This window comes from Ruegeria sp. HKCCD3925 (assembly GCF_057221175.1).
In genome coordinates, this window is the sequence record NZ_JBWVBI010000009.1 from 118,593 (window position 1) to 137,327 (window position 18,735).

Sequence of the window (18,735 nt, forward strand, 5' to 3'; positions counted from 1 at the left end):
CATGTCATCGGAACGCAGCTTTCGCCAAGTACCGGGTATACAGAAAGACCTGCAACCGGCAAACCGTTCTTGGGTTTTGGGAGATGGTACCGCCTCCCTGGCTTGAACAGGGGACCTCTGGATCCACAATCCAGCGCTCTAACCAACTGAGCTAAGGCGGCACTTGTGAGGGGCGATTTAGCGAAGGCGTACGGGGATTGCAAGGGGATTAAAGCTGAATTCGCCAGCTTTGTTCGACCAGATCGACACCGAACGAATGCACCGACTTGCTGTCGACAAGCTCCCACCCAAACGCACGATACAGCCCACAAGCGGCGGCGTGACTCTCATGGGTCCATAGCACCATCTGGCGATATCCTGCGTCGCGGGCGAAACCCATGCAGGCAGTCAGTAGCCGCTTGCCCAGCCCCTGTCCACGAGCCTCGGGCAGCAGCAGAAACAACCGCAGCTTGGCGGTTTGATCATCCAGCCTGACACAGAAAATACTACCCAAACGATCCCCGTCGCACTCGGCGATCCAGCCTTGTTCGCAAGTTGGATCATGATCCGCGATGAATTCCGTCAGAATGCGGGCAACCAGCGGGCCGAAACTGTCATCAAACCCTTCGTCGCGGGAATAAAGCACTCCATGCTGTTCAACCAGCCACGGCGCATCCTCGGCGTGGAAAGGTCTGAGCGTTGCCGTCTCCATGCCCTATCTGAACTCATAGTCGGCTTGATTCTCAACCCATCGCGCGTTAGCACCAAAGCGCATTTCCCGGAGGCGAACATGAGCATCAATACCGAACGCGATATCGAAGCGAACCTGCAGATCGGCCCCACCGATCATGGTATGGTGCGGCTGTTCATTGAAGGTGCCGGTATTGAGATTCCAATGGATTTCGACCCCGAAGAGGCCGAAGAAATCGCCGAGGAAATCCGCGCCGCAGCCCAAGCCGCGCGCGCCATCAAAAGCTAAACCCTGGGGTCGCGCAAGGCCTGCAACCGACGTGCAGAATCCATCGCGAATTTCTGAACCATCTTTTTGCGCCGCGCCGGGGCCAGCTTGCTTTCTGGCCCCATACGGATGATTTCGGCATCATAGGCATCGGCGATGATCAAGCCTGTTTCCGCAGGCAGAAGCTCGGTCGGGAAATCCGTATCAACCGCCCAAAAGAATCGGTCACACCAGTCAAGATAGCCCTGCCATTTGGAATCCGACTGATAATCGGCGCGGCTGGATTTACACTCGACCACCCAAATCTCACCCTTTGGGCCCAACCCCATCACATCGACCCGCAGCCCTCGGGTAGGGACAAATTCTTCAATCGAAACATAGCCGTGGGTCAACAAGTGACGCGAAACACCACGGGCCAGCTTCTGTCCAGGCTGCATAATTAGTGTCATTCCGAGAATGTGAACAATTCATGAACAAAAATCAAGCAGCTTGACATAGTACCATTTGGTATCGCAATAATATGAAACCAAATGGTATCTAATAAGAGGTGCCCGATGAAGACACAGACCCAAAACGCATTTCGCGCCCTGGCGGACCCGACCCGCCGCGACATCGTTCAGATGCTAGCAGCGCAGGATATGACGATCGCTCAACTAACCGAACGTTTCGACATGACCCGCGCGGCCGTCAAAAAGCATCTGACCGTTTTGTCCGACGGAGGATTGATCACCGTCGAAGCTCGTGGACGCGAACGCATCAATCGCCTTGAACCCAAAGGAATGGCTCCGGTTCTGGACTGGCTCAGCTACTTCGACCGGTTCTGGGATGATCGCCTCGCAAATCTGAAGAAAGCTATCGAAGGGAATAAGAAATGACAGACGCAGTTTTGCAGAAAACAATCTTTCTCCGCGCTACACCAGAAATCGTTTGGGACTATTTGACTGATCCCGACCGGTTGGCCCAGTGGTTTCACAAACCCGAACGTCCCCTTGCTGCTGGACAAAAGCTTGAGATGTTCGGGACGACCAGTGGCGACCTTCTGATTTGGGGTGAAGTGCGTGAAGCGAGACGTCCAGAGTATCTTGAATATACATTCACCATAAAACCGATGGGCGGCGCCGAAAGTGTGGTCAAGTGGACGCTGGAACCCGTCGCCGGCGGTACACGCCTTGGACTGCTGCACGAGGGCTTACCTCAAGGGGCTGACGCCTTTGGCCTGATCCTTTCGCTGGATGACGGATGGGATGAACATTTCGGCAAGATGCGCACCGCATTGCACGAAACTGTTGATGCTTAACCCCTTGTGCGAACCTGCTTCAGGCCCTACTTAGGCCCGTGGCGGGTTCTGCCCTTCTTGTGACAGGTAGCATTCTGGTGGCCTTAAGCAATTCCGAGGGGGCTGGCTCTGTTCAGGTCCTGGCCTGATTACCTGGCGCCCACCTGTACATACAGGTCCTCGGGAATCAAACCGCACGGTTGACTGGTGGTCCCGCCACATATTTACCTAATAAATCAGCGCCCTGCGCGCACTTCCTGTTTGATCGGCGCAGGCTTCAAACCATGAGCAATCGGTGTTCCACCACGTGGTTTGTTCGGCTTCTCAGCCATGCTCATGATAGCATAGGCGAACTGCACACCCGCAAAGACGATCCCGTTCATGAACCAGATCATGGCCAACGCGATCAGACCAATTTCCGAACTGGTGATTAGATGCCGTAGATTGGCCACGTTGAGCGCCAGCAGCACCCCGACAAAGACGGCCGAGATCACAAAGCCCCAGATGACTTGCGTAATGTAGAGACGGACCAGTTTGGGCATGGCGAACCTCCTTGCGCTGTGATGGTGAGTCTAGCGCATGCAGGGTCGCGGTAAAGGCGTCAGAACGCCTCGGGCTGGGCTTCGCGCGCCATGTGATCCAGCACAGCGTTCACGAATTTGGGCTCTTTGCCTTCCGGGAAGAACGCACGTGCGACATCGACGAATTCGGTGATCACGACCTTTGGCGGCGTGTCGCTCTGGGTCAACTCAGCCCCGGCCGCGCGAAACACAGCGCGCAGGGTCGGATCGATGCGCGCAATAGGCCATTTGGCGACCAATGCACGATCGGTCATCTGGTCGATGGTGGCCTGATAGTTCACGGCGTCATCCACCAACTTGCGGAAGACACTAATATCGCCATCCAGCATCTCATCCCCCTCGTAGACCGCGCCAAACCGATGATCCAGAAACTCATTCACAACCTGTTCAGTCGTCTGGCCCGACTGCTCCATCTGGAACAGTGCCTGCACGGCATAAAGCCGGGCGGCGGATTTCATAAGGCGTTTCTGGTTGGCCGGTTTCGGCGCGTCTGTCTGGGTCATGCTGTCGTGGGTCCGTTGCTGTCGCCCGCCACAAGGATGGACTCGGACGGTGGCTTGAAGCCCACGCCCTTTTTGGAAGAGCCCCACTTACGGCTGAGCGCGATCAGATGCAAGGCCGCAGCCGCCGCTCCACCGCCTTTATTCATCTTTTCGGGGTTTGCACGTACCTCGGCCTGTTCGTCGTTTTCGACAGTCAGGATGCCATTTCCGATCAGCAGGCCCTGCAGGCCCATCAACTGGATTGCACGGCTAGAGTCGTTGCAGACGGTTTCATAATGCGTCGTCTCGCCCCGAATGACACAGCCCAACGCGACATAGCCGTCGTAGTTACACTGGCGGTCGGCCATGGCGATAGTGGTTGGGATTTCCAGCGCACCGGGCACTTCGACCACGTCGCAGGTTCCGCCTGCGGCCTCGATCTCGGCCTTGGCACCAGCGACCATGTTGTCAGCGATGGCACGGTAGAACGGAGCCACCACCAGCAGCAGTTTCACCGGCTTGCCGAAGCTTGGAGTCGGCAGAATGCCATGTTTGTCTTTTTCAGCCATTATCAGTCTTCCTTGAGGATCGAGCGGGTGCCGACGATTGACAGTCCAAACGCGTCGAGCCCCAGATACACGGTTTCAGGCGAGTCTGTCAGCAGCACCAGTTCCTGAATACCCATCTTGGACAGGATCTGCGCACCCAGACCGGTTTGCTTGATCGTGCGCGGGCCTTCGTCGTCTGCGGCATACAGCGAATTTCGCGGCTGACGGAAAAGGCAAACGACGCCGCGCCCCTCTTCGGCGATCTTTTCCATCGCGCGGGGCAGCTCTCGCGAAGATTTCGGGCCAAGACCCAGAATATCGGGCGCTTCATGCAGGGCGTGGGTCCGGGTCAGGACCGGCTCGGGCGTTGTGATGTCGCCCTTGATCATGACAACGTGTTCAATACCGTGGGTCTGGTCGGTGAAAATCCGCATCTCCCATTCGCCACCGTATTCGGAATTCACTGTCTCGCGCGAAGTTTCAACCACCAGATTGTCGTTACGCGAGCGATAGGCGATCAGATCACTGATCGTGCCGATCTTCATTTCATGCTCTTCGGCGAAGGCGACCAGATCAGGCAGGCGCGCCATTGTGCCATCGGGCTTCATGATCTCGCAGATCACGCCCGAGGGGTTCAGCCCGGCCAGACGCGAGATATCAACGGCGGCTTCGGTATGCCCTGCACGCACCAATACACCGCCCCTTTTGGCGCGCAAGGGGAAGACATGGCCTGGGGTCGCTATGTGAGCCATAGTGTTTTGCTCGTTGATCGCGGTCGCCACCGTTAGTGCGCGATCAGCGGCCGATATTCCCGTCGAAACTCCCTCGCGCGCTTCTATCGACACGGTGAAGGCTGTCTCATGACGCGACGAGTTGTTCACCGCCATCATCGGCAGGCCCAGGCTATCGATCCGTTCCGCTGTCATCGGCAGGCAGATCAACCCGCGCCCATGGGTCGCCATGAAATTGATCGCCTCTGCGTCAGCGAACTCAGCCGCGATCACCAGATCACCCTCATTCTCGCGGTCCTCATGATCCACAAGAATGTACATCCGGCCCTTTCGGGCCTCGTCGATGATTTCTTCGATCGGACTGATCGCCTCGCGCAATTGGGCCTCTACCGGTCCGGGGGTCTCAAAACTCATAGGGCAGCCTTTCGCACAACGGGTTTGAATGGCGGGATAGACCAGAGTGGACGCAAAGACCAGCCTGTAAGCACTGCGAGATAGATTGATATGCCCAGCGCTATAGGGCCAGCGATGAAATCTGGTGCCAACTCAGTTTACCAATCCTATGCGCCAGTTTTGACTTAGGCCTTTTCCGCGCATTGTCGCCAATAGCTGAACCTTTAGGCCGGTTGCGTGAACTTTGTCCACAAATTGCCCCAATTGGGCCCTTGGATCGCCTGATATCCTGGGCACCAGTCATTGTATAATGTCCTAGCTAGACGAGAATTTGAGCCCAGTGTCTAAGACCGCTGATCTGCCCGCTGCAAATTTCGTGCGTTTAAGCGCCCTTCGGCGAAACAGGCTGCTGCTATCACTCATTGCACTGCAGATGGTCTATGCCATTGCCGTTAGCATCTATGTAGGACGGTCATATTGGGATTTTTCGACCTCTTCCCTGATTGTCATCTCAGTTCGTCTGCTTGGTTTCATGTTCGCAAATTTCGTTCTTTGGCGACTTGGCGTTGCCATGTTCGTCGTGCGACCCAAAAAGCCAATTCAATGGATGTTGCAAGATCTGCGATCCAAGATGGCAGATGTTGGAAAAGCGACCGATGCGGTTATCTGCTTTCTCAGCATCGTCGCTCTTATCCTGACCTATACCTTCCTGAAGAACGAAATACATGCTGTGAATCCGACACTCTGGGATGAGCAATTCGTGCAATGGGACCGGTTTCTGCACGGCGGCGTCGATCCGTGGACCTTGCTATGGCCCATTTTGGGATCCCCGATCGTAACCACTGCGATAAATGGCGCCTATCACATCTGGTTTCCCATGATTTACATCGCGGTTTGCGTCGCCTGTCTGGACCGCAGTGACCCGAACCGCAGCACCGTTTTTCTGGTAGCGTTTGCTCTGTGCTGGTTTGTAGGCGGCAATGTGATTGCAACCATCTTTGCCTCGGTTGGTCCCGTTTACTACGAACCCTTCAATCTTGGCTCTGACTTCGTTCCGCAGATGGAGTTGTTACGCAAATCACACGAAATCAGCCCGGTCTGGGCGCTGAATGTGCATGAAATGCTGTTGGATGGTTATCGGAATAATGGGCTAGCAGGCGGAATCTCGGCGATGCCCAGCATGCATGTTGCCTCTACTGTGCTGCTGGCGTTCTACGGCTTCACCTATTCGCGTTGGCTCGGCTGGGCGCTGTCGGTGTTTGCCTTCATCATCTTATTAGGCTCGGTTCACCTCGCCTGGCACTACGCCATCGACGGGTATGTCTCAATCCTGCTGGCTTCATGCTTCTGGTGGCTGTCCAAGAGGCTGACGGCCAAATTTGGACCTTCCACCTGAAGGTCAGGACATCTCGGCCAGTCGCGCGACGTATCGGGCCAGAGTATCGATCTCAAGGTTCACGCGATCACCAACCGAGACGTCACCCCATGTGGTGACCTCTTTGGTGTGGGGAATGAAGTTGATACCAAAGTCACACCCGTCCACATCATTAACCGTCAGCGATGTGCCGTTCAGCGCGACGGACCCTTTCGGAGCGATAAACCGGGCCAGATTGGCCGGCGCCCGCAATGTCACCCGCGTGCTGTCACCCTCGTCTATCACAGAGACCACCTCTGCCACGCCATCCACGTGGCCCGAGACGATGTGCCCTCCCAATTCATCCCCGACTTTCAAGGCACGTTCCAGATTGACGCGCTTGCCCACCTGCCAACTGTCCAGATTGGTTTTCGAAACCGTCTCAGCGCTGATCTGCACATCATACCAATCATCGCCCAACGCGATGACGGTTAGGCAGACGCCATCACTTGCGATTGAAGCGCCAATATCAATGCCCGCCGTTTCATAGCTTGTCTTGATCCGTGCCCGCAGGTCGCCCTGCTGGTCCAGTTCGGTAACGGTGCCAATATCGGTGACGATCCCTGTGAACATATCATTAACCCTCTGAACCTAGCTTCAATAGCCGAGGTAAAGGCACGCAGCTCTACCGGCAAGCCCTGCCTTGCCGTGAAAACGACAAAGAGGCATAATTTTATACAAACGCACCACAAGGCCACTAGACGAGCAGATTGCATGGCACCCTTGACCGCTTGCCCCGACCAGCGTGTGTTCCTGTTTCTACAGGGACCGCATGGTCCGTTCTTTAACGCGCTTGGTCGGATGCTGCGGGCTGCGGGTGCTCAGGTCTGGCGGGTCGGCTTCAACGCGGGCGATCAGGCTTTCTGGGGCGACAAATCCAGTTACATTCCATATCGCGGCGCGCCAGATGATTGGCCGGAGACCTTAAGCGAATTGCTCACCCACTATGATGTGACCGATATCGTGCTCTATGGCGACACCCGGCCCGTGCATGCACGAGCAGTTGAGATTGCCAAAGCACACGGGATCACGGTTCATGTGTTTGAAGAAGGCTACCTGCGCCCATGGTGGGTGACGTATGAACGAAACGGGTCGAACGGAAACTCACGCCTGATGGAACTGGATGTGGCGCAGATGCGGACGGCGCTGGAACAGTCCGAAGGGCACGCACCCCCACCGCCTTCCCATTGGGGCGATATGCGCCAGCACATCTTTTACGGTGCCCTCTATCACTGGTTTGTGCTGTTTCTGAACCGCAGATATCAGAAATTCCGACCCCATCGAGAGCTGCCGGTCTCGAAAGAGTTTCGTCTATACTTCAAACGCCTGACACTGATGCCCATTCACAGGCTACAGCGGGGCTGGGCCACAGCTCAGGTCAGGTGGAGCGGTTTTCCCTATCACCTTGTGCTGTTGCAATTGGGGCATGACAGCTCGGTCCAATATCACTCGGATTTTTCCGGTATGTCCGATTTTCTCGAACAAGTGATCGCCGGATTCGCCAAAGGCGCCCCTGCGCATCACCACCTTGTCATCAAGGAACACCCGCTTGAGAACCACCGTGAACCGCTGCGGCTGCGGGCGCGCCAGCTTGCAGCACAGCACGGCATCACAAACCGAATTCACTATGTGCCCGGTGGTAAGCTGGCCAGGTTGCTAGACGATGCAAAATCCGCCGTGACGGTGAATTCCACGGCAGGCCAGCAGGTTCTATGGCGTGGCATACCTTTGCGAATTTTTGGGCAGTCGGTTTATGACAAGCCCGAATTCGTATCTCGGCAATCGATTGAGGCATTCTTTGCCCAGCCAGATGCCCCGGGCGGCAAGGCCTATCGGGCCTATCGCCAATTTCTTCTGGAAACCTGCCAAGTCCCCGGGGGGTTCTATTCTCGCCAAGGGCGTCGTCAATTGCTGCGGCGGGCGGCTGACATGATGCTATCGGCTCAGGACCCCTATCAAGGGTTGCTCTCCGATAAAGAGGCCACAACGCCACAGTTGCGCGTTGTTGAATGATCGCGGGCAACCTGCTGCTGGATGTTTCGAAGCGATGCGGGTAACCTTCACAAAACAAAGACGATTGAGGTAAATCGGCAGTGCAGCGCTTTCCTACCCGATGGATCCGGGGGGTTTCCCTTGTGGCGACCCTTGGCCTGCTGGCAGCATGCCAGCTTCCCAAATCCGGGCCGAACAAAAACGAAATTCTAGCCGGGTCGGTCGAAAACGGGGGTAACGCCTTTGTGGTTGAGGTCGACGACCGTGTTGCGCGGGCCACATCGGTGATTCCGCAATACGGGTTTTCGAAATCCTTCCGCAGCGCGCAAAGCGTCGCATCCGATACCGTACGCCCCGGCGATATTCTGAGTCTCAGCATCTGGGAAAATGTCGAGGATGGGTTGCTAAGTTCCGCAGCCGGTGGCGCAACCGTTCTGGATCAGGTGCAGGTCGACAGCGAAGGTTACATATTTGTTCCTTATGCAGGGCGGCTGCGTGCAGCGGGCAATACGCCCGAACAGCTCCGCACGTTGATTTCCTCGAAGCTGGAAGAACAGACTCCGGATCCGCAGGTCCAAGTGTCGCGTACTCCGGGCGATGGGTCGACCGTTTCTCTGACCGGAACTATCGGCGCGCCGGGAATCTATCCGATTGAGCGACCAACTGGCTCGTTGTCGACCATGCTCGCGCAAGCAGGCGGGGTGGCAGTTGCATCCGATATCGCATTGGTCACTGTGATCAGGGGCAAGCAAAGAGGAACCATCTGGTACGACGATCTGTTCCGCAACCCGGAAACCGATATCGCCCTGCGCGGCGGCGATCGCATTCTGGTCGAACAGGACAGCCGCTCATACATCGCGCTGGGCTCGACCGGTGGACAGTCCCGCGTGGCCTTTGAAAGTCAGGACTTATCTGCCCTTGAAGCGCTGGCACAGGTCGGAGGCTTACAGCCGCTATCCTCAGACCCGACCGGTATTTTTGTCCTGCGTGAGGAAAGACAGGACGTGGCGCGCAATGTCATGGGACGTCCGGAGTTGAACGGCGACCAGCGCATGATCTACGTGCTGAACCTAACCGCGCCCAACGGCCTGTTCGTCGCCCGCGATTTCGTGATCCGCGACGATGACACGATATACGTTACCGAGGCCCCGTATGCACAGTGGAGCAAATCTGTCTCCCTGATTGCCGGTGGTTTGACGCCATTTGCGAACGTGGCGACACTTACGGGTAACTGATTGGATGCTCTCTGAATCGGAGAACACGGCCGGGGGCGAACGCTCCCGGCTTTTTGTTTACAACGGTGGGTTCCTGACACAGCGGCGCGTGCGGCGCATATTGTCGCTGGCTGGATATGATATTCGGCTTGGACTGCCACAGCCTGATGATCTGGTCGGGGTCTGGGGCAACAGCCCAACAGCCCATCGTGGCTTGGGTATCGCGCAGAAACGCAATGTTCCCGTCCTGAGGGTCGAAGACTCGTTCCTGAGGTCACTGCACCCTGGACGGAACGGCGAAGCACCAATGGGGCTGCTGCTGGATCGATCGGGCCTGCATTTTGACCCGAGCTCACCTTCGGATCTGGAAACTCTGTTGGCCATGTATCCGCTGGATGACACCGCCCTGCTGGATCGTGCGCGAGGCGCAATCGCGCGCATCAGAGAACTGCATCTAAGCAAATACTCGGCCTTTGACCTTGACCTGACGCCTCCCGATCCGGGCTACGTTATGGTAATCGATCAGACGCAGGGAGATGCAGCCGTCACCGCAAGCAACGGCGACTATGCACGGTTCCGCGAGATGCTGGTCATCGCGCAAGAGGAAAACCCCGGTGCGCGCATCCTCATCAAAAGCCATCCTGAAACCACGGCAGGCCACCGCAAAGGCTATTTTTCCGATCAAGACCTGAGTAACAGGGTGTCGATCCTGGACAGCCCCATCAGCCCATGGTCGCTGCTTGAAGGGGCGATCGGGGTTTACACGCTGTCCTCGCAGATGGGATTTGAGGCGATATTGGCCGGGCACAAACCTCGCGTGTTCGGGCAACCATTCTACGCTGGGTGGGGGCTGACGCAAGATGATGCACCCCTGCTCCGTCGCCAACGGAATCTTACGCGGGCGCAGCTTTTTGCAGCTGCGATGATCTTGTATCCGCGTTGGTATGATCCCTACCATGATCGCCTGTGCGAATTGGAATGCGTGCTCGATACGCTTGAGGCGCAAACCCGGGCCTGGCGGCAGGACCACAAAGGCTGGACCGCCTCCGGGATGCGGGTATGGAAACGCCGCCACCTGCAACGCATTTTCGGCCAGCACCATAAGGTGCGTTTCGTGGCCGAGCAGCCAGAGAACACCAAACAACCCCATATGGTCTGGGCCAGCCGGGCCGGTGAGACGCTGAATGCAACCCGGATTGAGGATGGCTTTTTACGATCCCGTGGGTTGGGCGCGGAGCTGGTTCCACCGCTGTCGCTGGTGACCGATGATATCGGCATCTACTACGATCCAACGCATCCCAGCCGCCTGGAAGAATGGATCACCACGCGCGAAACCTTGCGCCCTGATCAGAGGCTCCGCGCCGAGCGGCTGACAGCCCGGCTGCTGACCGAGGGCCTAAGCAAGTACAACATCGGCCACCCCGCCCCGGACCTACCGACGGGGCATCGTATTCTGGTGCCAGGTCAGGTAGAAGATGACGCCTCGATCCGGCTGGGAGCAAGCAATATCCGCACCAATCTGGACCTGCTGCGCGCGGCGCGCGAGGCCAATCCCTACGCGGTTTTGATCTATAAACCGCACCCGGATGTCGAAGCTGGTCTGCGCGACGGCAAGATCGAAACCGATCTGGCCGATGTCATTGTAGAAGGCACCGATCCTGCCACCCTGCTTGGACAGGTGGATGAGGTCTGGACTATGACCTCTCTGCTGGGGTTCGAGGCTTTGCTGCGTGGCGTCCGGGTCACCACTCTCGGTGCGCCGTTCTATGCCGGTTGGGGGCTGACGAATGATCTGGGGGCGGTGCCTGCGCGACGTGGCGCGCGGCCTTCGTTGATGGGATTGGTGCACGCAACGCTGATCGACTACCCGCGCTATCTCGATCCGGTGACAGGACAGAACTGCCCCGTCGAAATCGCGGTCGAACGGCTTGCGCAAGGTACGCCATCCCCTACCGGACCCGTAAATCGCATCTTGTCCAAATTTCAGGGCGCACTGGCGACGCATGCGCATTGGTGGCGCTGAAGGCTAGTGCGTCACGCGCGCCCAGCGATGTAGGATATCGCCGCCAACGACCTGTGTTTCGATCAGATCAAATCGGGGGGCAGTATCCAGAGTATCAAGCCTCAGTGCGCCGATCGCGGACAGACCTTCGGCCCCGATGGTCAGCCCCGCTGTAAAACCGACCAACTCATCGACCAGATCGCCCTTTAGCAAAGATGCAGCCAATGCTGATCCGCCTTCGCAAAAGACACGCGTCAATCCGGCCTGCCCAAGCTGTTGCAACAGATCAGCCGCATCCACGTGATGACCATCCAGCGCACAAGGGATCAGACGGGCACCCAACCCCTCCCACGCACGCGCACGCTCGGGGTCTGGGTGGGGGCCGTGACAGAGCCAGACAGGGATATCGGACGCGGTTCGCGCAAGTTGCCCCATCAAGGGCAAATCCAGATGGCGCGAGACCACCACGCGCACCGGCTGATGCTGCACGCCGAGATCACGAACCGTCAGCGACGGGTCATCGGCGCGCGCTGTCCCTGCCCCAACCATCACCGCATCGTGGCGCGCACGCATCGCATGCACCGCGCGGCGAGCATTTAGACCTGTGATCCACTGACTGTGCCCGGTTTCCGTGGCAATCCGTCCATCAAAGCTGCTGGCCATTTTCAAAGTCACAAACGGGCGGCCTTGCTCGGTTTTCAGAAAAAACCCTGCGTGATCGCGGGCCGCCTGTTCCGCCAGAACGCCGGTGGTGACCTCAATCCCGGCCTCGCGCAACATGGCAAACCCTTGCCCAGCGACCCGAGGATCGCTGTCTTCGATCGCCGAGACCACACGGGTAACACCGGCCGCAATCAGCGCTTCGGCACAGGGCGGCGTCTTTCCGTAGTGTGAACAGGGTTCAAGCGAGACATAAGCGGTGGCACCTCGCGCGGCCTTACCCGCCTGCGTCAGAGCCATAGGTTCTGCATGCGGACGACCCCCGGGCTGCGTCCAGCCGCGACCAACGATGCGTCCATCGCGCACGACGACACACCCGACGGACGGATTCGGCCAGCAGGTGCCTTGGCCGCGCCGCCCCAATGATAGGGCCAGCGCCATATATCGCTTATCTGTATCGCTCACTCATCCGTCGAAGGTTGCGGCGGGCGCAACTCGTGGACAAACTCCTCGAAATCATCGGCCGCCTGGAAATTCTTGTACACACTCGCAAAGCGAACATATGCGACCGTATCAATCCGGGCCAGCGCTTCCATTACAATTTCACCGATTTTATTCGAAGGGATATCGGTTTCCCCCATGCTTTCAAGACGGCGCACGATACCGGAGATCATCTGATCAATCCGATCGGGATCAATGGGCCGCTTCTGCATCGAAATACGGATCGAGCGTTCCAGCTTGTCGCGGTCGAAGTCTTCGCGCTTACCGTTGGTTTTGATGACGACCAGATCACGCAGTTGCACGCGTTCATAGGTGGTGAACCGTCCGCCGCAGGCCGGGCAGAACCGCCGTCTACGGATCGCGACGTGATCCTCTGCCGGGCGTGAATCTTTGACCTGAGTATCGATATTTCCGCAAAACGGGCAGCGCATCCGCCGTCTCCTCGTCCCTAGCTGGCCACTTTTTGTAAGCGCTGCGGCTTACTTATCCACAACTATAGGACAGCCTCTAGGGTTTGGGTAGTCGGAATTTTCCACCCCAATATAAAGCGTCACCCAAAATGCGCAGCGACCTTTCTTTCATGCGGCGCGTTGCGGTGTTCAAACAGATATATCCCCTGCCATGTGCCCAGCGCAGGTACCCCATCTGACACCGGTATCGACAGCGATACAGGCATCATCGCGGCCTTGATATGGGCTGGCATGTCGTCCGGCCCCTCATAGGTGTGGCGCAGATAAGCCATCGACGGATGATCCGATTGCGGCACCAGCCGTTCAAAGAATGCGCGCAGATCAGTCTGCACCTCGGGGTCGGCGTTTTCCTGAATAAGCAGCGAACAAGAAGTGTGGCGCACAAAGAGCGTCAGCAAACCGTCCGAAACCGGCCTCAGCCAACTGCGCACAGGGGCGGTAATCTCATAGAGCCCCACGCCCTGTGTCTGGATCGAGAATTCTGTCTGCATCGCAGGTCAATTGATAAACGGACGGACGCCGCACCGTGCATTTGCGCCCTGTACCGACATGCTGTCACCCGGCTGGAACCCGGCTGTGACCGAAAAGCTGCCTTTCTGCGGGACATTGGCGGGTTGTTTCAGTGTGAACTGTACCGCCGTCCGGCGTCCCGTTGTCACGCTGGGGCCGTAGCCGCGCAGAACGTAGATTTGTTGCTGCCACCCAGCACCCAATTTCCGGCGGGCAAAATCAGCAGCGGCGCACCAATATCCATCAGTATCCTGACGTGTCCTTGGAATGACCTCGAAGTCTGTGCCGCTCATCGGTTCTGTTCGATAACCGTTCGGCGCTGCATCGACGACGCCCGCAGAGCTGGTCATAAGCATTGCTGCAAATGCGCAAAGTATAATCTGTTTCATCGTGACCATCTTCCTGTTTCCATGTGAAATATAGACTAGTGCGTCGCCATCGTCAGCACAGCGAACTAACGATCATGTCAGCTTGACCCACGTGGTTCGTGAACAGGCTCTAACCATCCCTGATAGCGGATCAGGTGTCCCAATCCCGGTGCTGTCGCCGAAATGTCAAAGCGAAACCTCAATTGTACGTCCTCAGCCTCGGTCGATCCGGAACGTGGCAAAAGAAACCCCGGACACGGAATACCAAACAAAGCGAGGCGGCGGATCTCAATGGTCAGCCCCTTATCAGTTCTCACCGGCTGCAACCATATTGTCAGCCCGCCGATCTGTTCCCGCACCATGCCACACAGCGGATCAAAAGTGATCCGTGAACGCGTTTTGTGGCCTGCGAAATCCCGTTCCCATTGCCAATATGCGCCGGGCTTTCGGATCGTAAGGGTGACCGGCAAATCTTCGCCCGCAGGTGGAAATCGCCCGATGCGAAGTGCCAGAGCGACCAAAACGCCTCGGCCACGCTGAATGCTGCATCGACCAGAGTAGCGACCTTCCCCGCTGTGCAAATCCCTGACCAATCCAGGCACAGCTTCATCTATACCCAGCGCCTGCAGGAATGGATCACGATCAGAATCCATCTTGGGCAAACCGCGATCGGAGAGAAGGATCAGGAACTAGGCACTCATCCCGCCGCCCAAATAGCGCATATCTGTTACGGGCAATCATCCGGTACAGCGGGTTCTTCAGAAACCTCGGCAGGTATCGACACAAGGACAATACCCGCCACGGAACATATAATGCATGCATCGCAGCGGCAAATGCGTCGAGATTTTGGTGCACCTTTCCTTTGACGATCACCAAATTGGTTTCAAATTCGTCTGTCGGCAGGTTCAGGAGAGTATAAAGCTGCTGCCCAAGCGGTGACTGCGCGGTTGCAAATAGAAATTTCTGATCTCGATCATGGCGCAACATGAAGTGAAAAAACCCTGAACACAGCACGCATTCACCGTCGAAGACGATCAAATCTGTATCGATGGAAAGATCATCAGCCACGAGAGATCAAGAAATAACAAAAGGTTCCCCGTGATGCTGTCACGTCGAATGCGCCGCAGCAATGCGACATGACTGACCAGAAGAATGAGAGGGGCGTGCCGGGGAACCCGTTGAAACGGCTTGGTGGACCGCTCGCTCAGGCTCTGACCTTTTCCCCAAAAGGCGCTGACCCGACAACACCGGTCATGTAGCTATTGGCCAAGGCTACGGACATGGCCATTTCTGCCATATCTTTGCGAGTTGCGGTCAATTCCTGGGTATCAGCACCGAGGCTGGCGCATTGCCACGGTTTGCCGCTAGGGTAACGGTATTACAGTAACGCGTTTTTTGGGCTGGGTGATGGACGTCGACATTTCACGCATTCAATTGCTGACACGGACCCTTGAGGATCACGCAAGCGCGACCGTGGTGGAACAAGTCCTGAGTGACTGCGCATTGACCCGCAGCGATATTGAACCGCCTGCCAAAAGGTACAGCGCCCACAAAGAAGCGCTGTTTGTCCGACACGCCTGCGATGCACTTGGCGATATCACCTTTGGCGCACGGGCGGGTCTGGAATTCAGTTCTTCTTCCAGCATTACGGCCTATATCAGCAAGTACTCTCGTGATCTGAAGCAGGTGATCGAGAATACGGCGCGGTTTCATGGCATTATCGACCCGGCCCTGGCCTTCAATCTGCGCCTTTCAGGTAACGCTGCCTCGCTTGAGGCCGATTGGAAAGACCCGAGCTTTTCTCGCTATCATCGGCGGACCGAGTTCCTGCTGTTTGGCGCGATCGCCCGGATGCGGGCGTTGACTCAGTTGAATCTGAATCCGATTGAGATACGGTTTCAGCACACAGTTGGGCAACACCAAGCCACCTACCAGAAGATCGGAGGTTTCCCAGTTACCTTCGGGGCCGAACGCTTGGAAATCATCCTGTCGCTACCCTCGCTGGAAACACCGATCCCAACTTACGACCCTAGCCTGCGCGCGCATTTGGTTGAATTTGGTGAACGCCTGCTGGCCGAAAGACAGTCGCCAAGACAGAAAACCCGAGCACAGATCGAAGGGTTGATCACAGATGCGATGCCGGGGGGAATTGTACAGGTGGACGACGCCGCCACCCAGCTCGGCCTAAGCCCTCGAACACTGGCTCGCCGCCTGGCTGACGAAGGCACTTCATATCGCGAGATTGTTGAAGATTTACGATGTGACCTGGCGCAGACCTTCATCAAGAACGGTATGCATCTGTCCGAAATCTCGTATTCGCTCGGTTATTCCGATCAGGCTGCGTTTTCCACCGCCTTCAAACGTTGGACGGGTCAGGCCCCGACTGCTTTTCGCAAACGTGTCTCTCATCCGCTTTCATGAAGCTACAACGTGGCCGGGGGTCATCAGCCCAATCACCTCGCCCCGGCCTGTCCATGAGTGGACAGCGGCGATATAAAGATGGCATCGCCGGACTCCTTGCGAATTCCCGCCAATTTGATTTGAAGTTCAGTCATTGTGAGCGGGCGAAAGAAAAAAGCGCCTCGGGATGAGGCGCCTTTCGATTTACTGATCTAGGAAGGACCGCAATTTACGCGACCTACTCGGGTGTTTCAGCTTACGCAGCGCCTTCGCCTCGATCTGGCGGATACGTTCGCGCGTCACGCTGAACTGCTGACCGACCTCTTCCAGCGTGTGGTCGGTGTTCATGCCGATGCCAAAGCGCATCCGCAGAACCCGTTCCTCACGCGGGGTGAGAGAGGCCAGAACCCGTGTGGTGGTCTCCTTGAGGTTTTCCTGAATGGCGCTGTCCAGCGGCAGCACGGCATTCTTGTCTTCGATGAAATCGCCCAGCTGGCTGTCTTCCTCGTCACCGATTGGTGTCTCAAGGCTGATCGGCTCCTTGGCGATTTTCATCACCTTGCGCACCTTCTCAAGCGGCATTTGCAGCTTTTCGGCCAGTTCTTCCGGCGTTGGCTCGCGGCCGATTTCGTGCAGCATCTGACGACCTGTCCGGACCAGCTTGTTGATCGTTTCGATCATATGCACCGGGATACGGATCGTGCGCGCCTGATCCGCGATCGAACGCGTGATCGCCTGACGGATCCACCAGGTTGCATAGGTCGAGAACTTATAGCCCCGGCGGTATTCGAACTTGTCCACCGCCTTCATCAGGCCGATGTTACCTTCCTGAATAAGATCAAGGAATTGCAGGCCGCGGTTCGTGTACTTTTTGGCAATCGAGATCACCAGACGCAGGTTGGCCTCGACCATTTCCTTCTTGGCTTGCCGCGCCTCTTTCTCACCCTTCTGAACCTGCTGCACGATGCGGCGGAATTCAGGGATATCGAGACCGACATATTGGCCGACTTGGGCCATGTCGTTGCGCAGTTCCTCAACCTTTTCGGTCGAGCGTTCGATGAACATCTGCCAACCCCGACCCGGCTTTTCAGCCATTTCAGCCAACCAGTTCGGATCCAGCTCGCGCCCACGATAAGCATCAATGAACTCGCGACGGTTGATGCGAGCCTGGTCAGCCAGTTTCACCATCGAGCTGTCCAGTGACATAATCCGGCGATTGATGCCATAAAGCTGGTCGATCAGAGCTTCGATCCGGTTGTTGTGCAGGTGAAGACCGTTCACCAGTTCAACAATCTCAGCGCGCAGCTTCTGATAGGTTTCTTCGTCCTTCGCGCTGAAAGTGCCATCCTCGTTCAGCGTCGCAGAAATCCGGCTGTCCTGCATTTCGGACAGCATCGCGAAGTCGGTCGAGATGCGTTCCAGCGTGGTCAGAACCTGATCCTTCAGCGCCGCTTCCATCGCGGCCAGGGACATGTTGGCCTGATCGTCGTCATCATCGTCATCATCATTGGCAATCGGGTTGCCGTCAGCGTCAAGCTCCGGCCCCTCATCCTTGGCAGGCTTGGCCGCCTGCACCGATGAGGTATCGACAACCGGCTCTTCAACCTCGCCGTCTTCATCCATCTGGTTGCCGAAAGTGGTTTCCAGATCGATGACGTCCCGCAGCAGAATGTCTTCGGACAAAAGTTCGTCATGCCAGATGGTGATCGCTTGGAAGGTCAGCGGGCTTTCGCACAGACCAGCGATCATGGTGTTCCGACCGGCTTCGATCCGCTTGGCGATAGCAATCTCGCCCTCGCGGCTCAGCAGTTCGACTGAACCCATCTCACGCAGATACATGCGTACGGGGTCATCGGTGCGATCCAGCTTTTCGGTTGCAGCACCAGCCAGCGCAACCTCGCGCGGACCTTCGGTGGTGACCAGTTCGGTCGAGCCTTTGTTTTCTTCTTCTTCGGCTTCTTCATCTTCGATGATGTTGATGCCCATCTCGGACAGCATCGACATAACATCTTCGATCTGTTCCGAGCTGACCTGATCAGGCGGCAGAACCTGATTGAGCTGGTCGTAGGTGATGTAACCTTTCTCGCGAGCCTCGGCGATCATCTTCTTGACCTGGGCCTGGCTCATGTCCAGCGAGATTTCCTGTTCCTGCTCGTCGGATTTGCGGTCTTCGTTCGTATCCTTGGCGGCCATTCAATGCTCCTGCAGGGATGGGTGATTCGTTTGAACCGAATCATTAGCGCGTAGAAGTGATTC

At 56.9% G+C, this 18,735-nt stretch carries 23 protein-coding genes and 1 tRNA gene; 9 read left to right on the top strand and 15 right to left on the bottom strand.

The window, feature by feature from the left end; all coding sequences use genetic code 11:
- Nucleotides 1–84 precede the first annotated feature (84 nt).
- Both AC2TEM_RS19480 and AC2TEM_RS19485 read right to left on the bottom strand, forming a co-directional pair.
- Nucleotides 85–161, bottom strand: a tRNA-His gene (locus AC2TEM_RS19480).
- Between the two features lie 47 nt (nucleotides 162–208).
- Nucleotides 209–691 carry a GNAT family N-acetyltransferase gene (locus AC2TEM_RS19485; RefSeq protein WP_170422310.1) on the bottom strand — a complete coding sequence of 161 codons (483 nt, stop codon included), beginning with the start codon at nucleotides 689–691 and terminating at the stop codon, nucleotides 209–211.
- Nucleotides 692–769: 78 nt separating this feature from the next.
- Between AC2TEM_RS19485 and AC2TEM_RS19490 the strand changes: the two genes are divergently transcribed.
- On the top strand, nucleotides 770–958 hold the full coding sequence (locus tag AC2TEM_RS19490; protein ID WP_170396325.1) for a DUF6324 family protein: 189 nt from the start codon (nucleotides 770–772) through the stop codon (nucleotides 956–958).
- On the opposite strand, the gene AC2TEM_RS19495 is transcribed toward AC2TEM_RS19490, so the two are convergent.
- The gene (locus AC2TEM_RS19495) at nucleotides 955–1,386 is read right to left on the bottom strand and encodes an MmcB family DNA repair protein (RefSeq protein ID WP_170396323.1); all 432 of its coding nucleotides are present in this window, start codon (nucleotides 1,384–1,386) and stop codon (nucleotides 955–957) included. The two genes, AC2TEM_RS19490 and AC2TEM_RS19495, sit on opposite strands and share 4 nt — an antisense overlap.
- A 105-nt stretch (nucleotides 1,387–1,491) precedes the next feature.
- Between AC2TEM_RS19495 and AC2TEM_RS19500 the strand changes: the two genes are divergently transcribed.
- Together AC2TEM_RS19500 and AC2TEM_RS19505 are read left to right on the top strand one after the other, a co-directional pair.
- Complete coding sequence (locus tag AC2TEM_RS19500) at nucleotides 1,492–1,812, top strand: metalloregulator ArsR/SmtB family transcription factor (protein WP_170422312.1); 321 nt, start codon at nucleotides 1,492–1,494, stop codon at nucleotides 1,810–1,812.
- On the top strand, nucleotides 1,809–2,234 hold the full coding sequence (locus tag AC2TEM_RS19505; RefSeq protein WP_170422314.1) for an SRPBCC family protein: 426 nt from the start codon (nucleotides 1,809–1,811) through the stop codon (nucleotides 2,232–2,234). Before AC2TEM_RS19500 ends, AC2TEM_RS19505 begins: the two co-directional genes overlap by 4 nt.
- Before the next feature lie 215 nt (nucleotides 2,235–2,449).
- Here the strand turns inward: AC2TEM_RS19505 and AC2TEM_RS19510 are convergent, their stop codons facing one another.
- Genes AC2TEM_RS19510 through ribB form a run of 4 tightly spaced genes read right to left on the bottom strand, consistent with a single transcriptional unit; the run spans nucleotide 2,450 to nucleotide 4,969 of the window.
- Entirely contained in the window at nucleotides 2,450–2,755 is a 306-nt protein-coding gene (locus AC2TEM_RS19510) for a hypothetical protein (protein ID WP_170403312.1), read from the bottom strand.
- Between the two features lie 59 nt (nucleotides 2,756–2,814).
- Complete coding sequence (gene nusB, locus AC2TEM_RS19515) at nucleotides 2,815–3,297, bottom strand: transcription antitermination factor NusB (protein ID WP_170396315.1); 483 nt, start codon at nucleotides 3,295–3,297, stop codon at nucleotides 2,815–2,817.
- Entirely contained in the window at nucleotides 3,294–3,845 is a 552-nt protein-coding gene (locus AC2TEM_RS19520) for a 6,7-dimethyl-8-ribityllumazine synthase (protein WP_170422316.1), read from the bottom strand. The genes nusB and AC2TEM_RS19520 overlap by 4 nt, the downstream gene beginning before the upstream one ends.
- A gap of 2 nt (nucleotides 3,846–3,847) precedes the next feature.
- Nucleotides 3,848–4,969 (bottom strand): 3,4-dihydroxy-2-butanone-4-phosphate synthase, encoded by a 1,122-nt coding sequence (ribB, locus tag AC2TEM_RS19525; protein WP_170422318.1) that lies wholly within the window; start codon nucleotides 4,967–4,969, stop codon nucleotides 3,848–3,850.
- A gap of 319 nt (nucleotides 4,970–5,288) precedes the next feature.
- Here ribB and AC2TEM_RS19530 point away from each other — a divergent pair, with 319 nt between their 5' ends.
- A complete protein-coding gene (locus tag AC2TEM_RS19530) occupies nucleotides 5,289–6,344 on the top strand; it encodes a phosphatase PAP2 family protein (RefSeq protein ID WP_480790361.1) in 1,056 nt (351 codons plus the stop codon).
- A 3-nt stretch (nucleotides 6,345–6,347) separates the two neighbouring features.
- Here the strand turns inward: AC2TEM_RS19530 and AC2TEM_RS19535 are convergent, their stop codons facing one another.
- On the bottom strand, nucleotides 6,348–6,935 hold the full coding sequence (locus AC2TEM_RS19535) for a riboflavin synthase (RefSeq protein WP_170396310.1): 588 nt from the start codon (nucleotides 6,933–6,935) through the stop codon (nucleotides 6,348–6,350).
- 141 nt (nucleotides 6,936–7,076) lie between these two features.
- Here AC2TEM_RS19535 and AC2TEM_RS19540 point away from each other — a divergent pair, with 141 nt between their 5' ends.
- The 3 genes from AC2TEM_RS19540 (at nucleotide 7,077) to AC2TEM_RS19550 (ending at nucleotide 11,591) form a co-directional block, all read left to right on the top strand.
- Complete coding sequence (locus AC2TEM_RS19540) at nucleotides 7,077–8,375, top strand: capsular biosynthesis protein (RefSeq protein ID WP_170608903.1); 1,299 nt, start codon at nucleotides 7,077–7,079, stop codon at nucleotides 8,373–8,375.
- An 80-nt stretch (nucleotides 8,376–8,455) separates the two neighbouring features.
- Nucleotides 8,456–9,589 (top strand): polysaccharide biosynthesis/export family protein, encoded by a 1,134-nt coding sequence (locus AC2TEM_RS19545; protein ID WP_170608905.1) that lies wholly within the window; start codon nucleotides 8,456–8,458, stop codon nucleotides 9,587–9,589.
- Nucleotides 9,590–9,593: 4 nt separating this feature from the next.
- On the top strand, nucleotides 9,594–11,591 hold the full coding sequence (locus tag AC2TEM_RS19550; RefSeq protein WP_480856371.1) for a capsular polysaccharide biosynthesis protein: 1,998 nt from the start codon (nucleotides 9,594–9,596) through the stop codon (nucleotides 11,589–11,591).
- A gap of 3 nt (nucleotides 11,592–11,594) precedes the next feature.
- Here AC2TEM_RS19550 and ribD read toward each other — a convergent pair whose 3' ends face one another.
- The 6 genes from ribD to AC2TEM_RS19580 all read right to left on the bottom strand — a co-directional run bounded on the left by ribD (nucleotide 11,595) and on the right by AC2TEM_RS19580 (nucleotide 15,147).
- The gene (gene ribD, locus AC2TEM_RS19555) at nucleotides 11,595–12,695 is read right to left on the bottom strand and encodes a bifunctional diaminohydroxyphosphoribosylaminopyrimidine deaminase/5-amino-6-(5-phosphoribosylamino)uracil reductase RibD (protein ID WP_480570357.1); all 1,101 of its coding nucleotides are present in this window, start codon (nucleotides 12,693–12,695) and stop codon (nucleotides 11,595–11,597) included.
- A complete protein-coding gene (gene nrdR, locus AC2TEM_RS19560; RefSeq protein ID WP_039534475.1) occupies nucleotides 12,692–13,162 on the bottom strand; it encodes a transcriptional regulator NrdR in 471 nt (156 codons plus the stop codon). Before nrdR ends, ribD begins: the two co-directional genes overlap by 4 nt.
- A gap of 119 nt (nucleotides 13,163–13,281) precedes the next feature.
- The gene (locus AC2TEM_RS19565; protein ID WP_170422324.1) at nucleotides 13,282–13,692 is read right to left on the bottom strand and encodes a secondary thiamine-phosphate synthase enzyme YjbQ; all 411 of its coding nucleotides are present in this window, start codon (nucleotides 13,690–13,692) and stop codon (nucleotides 13,282–13,284) included.
- Between the two features lie 6 nt (nucleotides 13,693–13,698).
- Entirely contained in the window at nucleotides 13,699–14,100 is a 402-nt protein-coding gene (locus AC2TEM_RS19570) for a hypothetical protein (RefSeq protein ID WP_170422326.1), read from the bottom strand.
- Between the two features lie 77 nt (nucleotides 14,101–14,177).
- On the bottom strand, nucleotides 14,178–14,732 hold the full coding sequence (locus AC2TEM_RS19575) for a DUF4166 domain-containing protein (protein ID WP_170422328.1): 555 nt from the start codon (nucleotides 14,730–14,732) through the stop codon (nucleotides 14,178–14,180).
- A complete protein-coding gene (locus tag AC2TEM_RS19580; protein WP_170403336.1) occupies nucleotides 14,722–15,147 on the bottom strand; it encodes a DCC1-like thiol-disulfide oxidoreductase family protein in 426 nt (141 codons plus the stop codon). Before AC2TEM_RS19580 ends, AC2TEM_RS19575 begins: the two co-directional genes overlap by 11 nt.
- A gap of 68 nt (nucleotides 15,148–15,215) precedes the next feature.
- Here AC2TEM_RS19580 and AC2TEM_RS19585 point away from each other — a divergent pair, with 68 nt between their 5' ends.
- Both AC2TEM_RS19585 and AC2TEM_RS19590 read left to right on the top strand, forming a co-directional pair.
- Nucleotides 15,216–15,338: a hypothetical protein gene (locus AC2TEM_RS19585; RefSeq protein WP_255612047.1), complete on the top strand. Its 123-nt coding sequence runs from the start codon at nucleotides 15,216–15,218 to the stop codon at nucleotides 15,336–15,338.
- Nucleotides 15,339–15,486: 148 nt separating this feature from the next.
- Nucleotides 15,487–16,500, top strand: a complete 1,014-nt coding sequence (locus tag AC2TEM_RS19590) for an AraC family transcriptional regulator (protein ID WP_170565787.1) — start codon at nucleotides 15,487–15,489, stop codon at nucleotides 16,498–16,500.
- A gap of 183 nt (nucleotides 16,501–16,683) precedes the next feature.
- On the opposite strand, the gene rpoD is transcribed toward AC2TEM_RS19590, so the two are convergent.
- Complete coding sequence (rpoD, locus tag AC2TEM_RS19595; protein ID WP_170396291.1) at nucleotides 16,684–18,672, bottom strand: RNA polymerase sigma factor RpoD; 1,989 nt, start codon at nucleotides 18,670–18,672, stop codon at nucleotides 16,684–16,686.
- Between the last annotated feature and the right edge of the window lie 63 nt (nucleotides 18,673–18,735).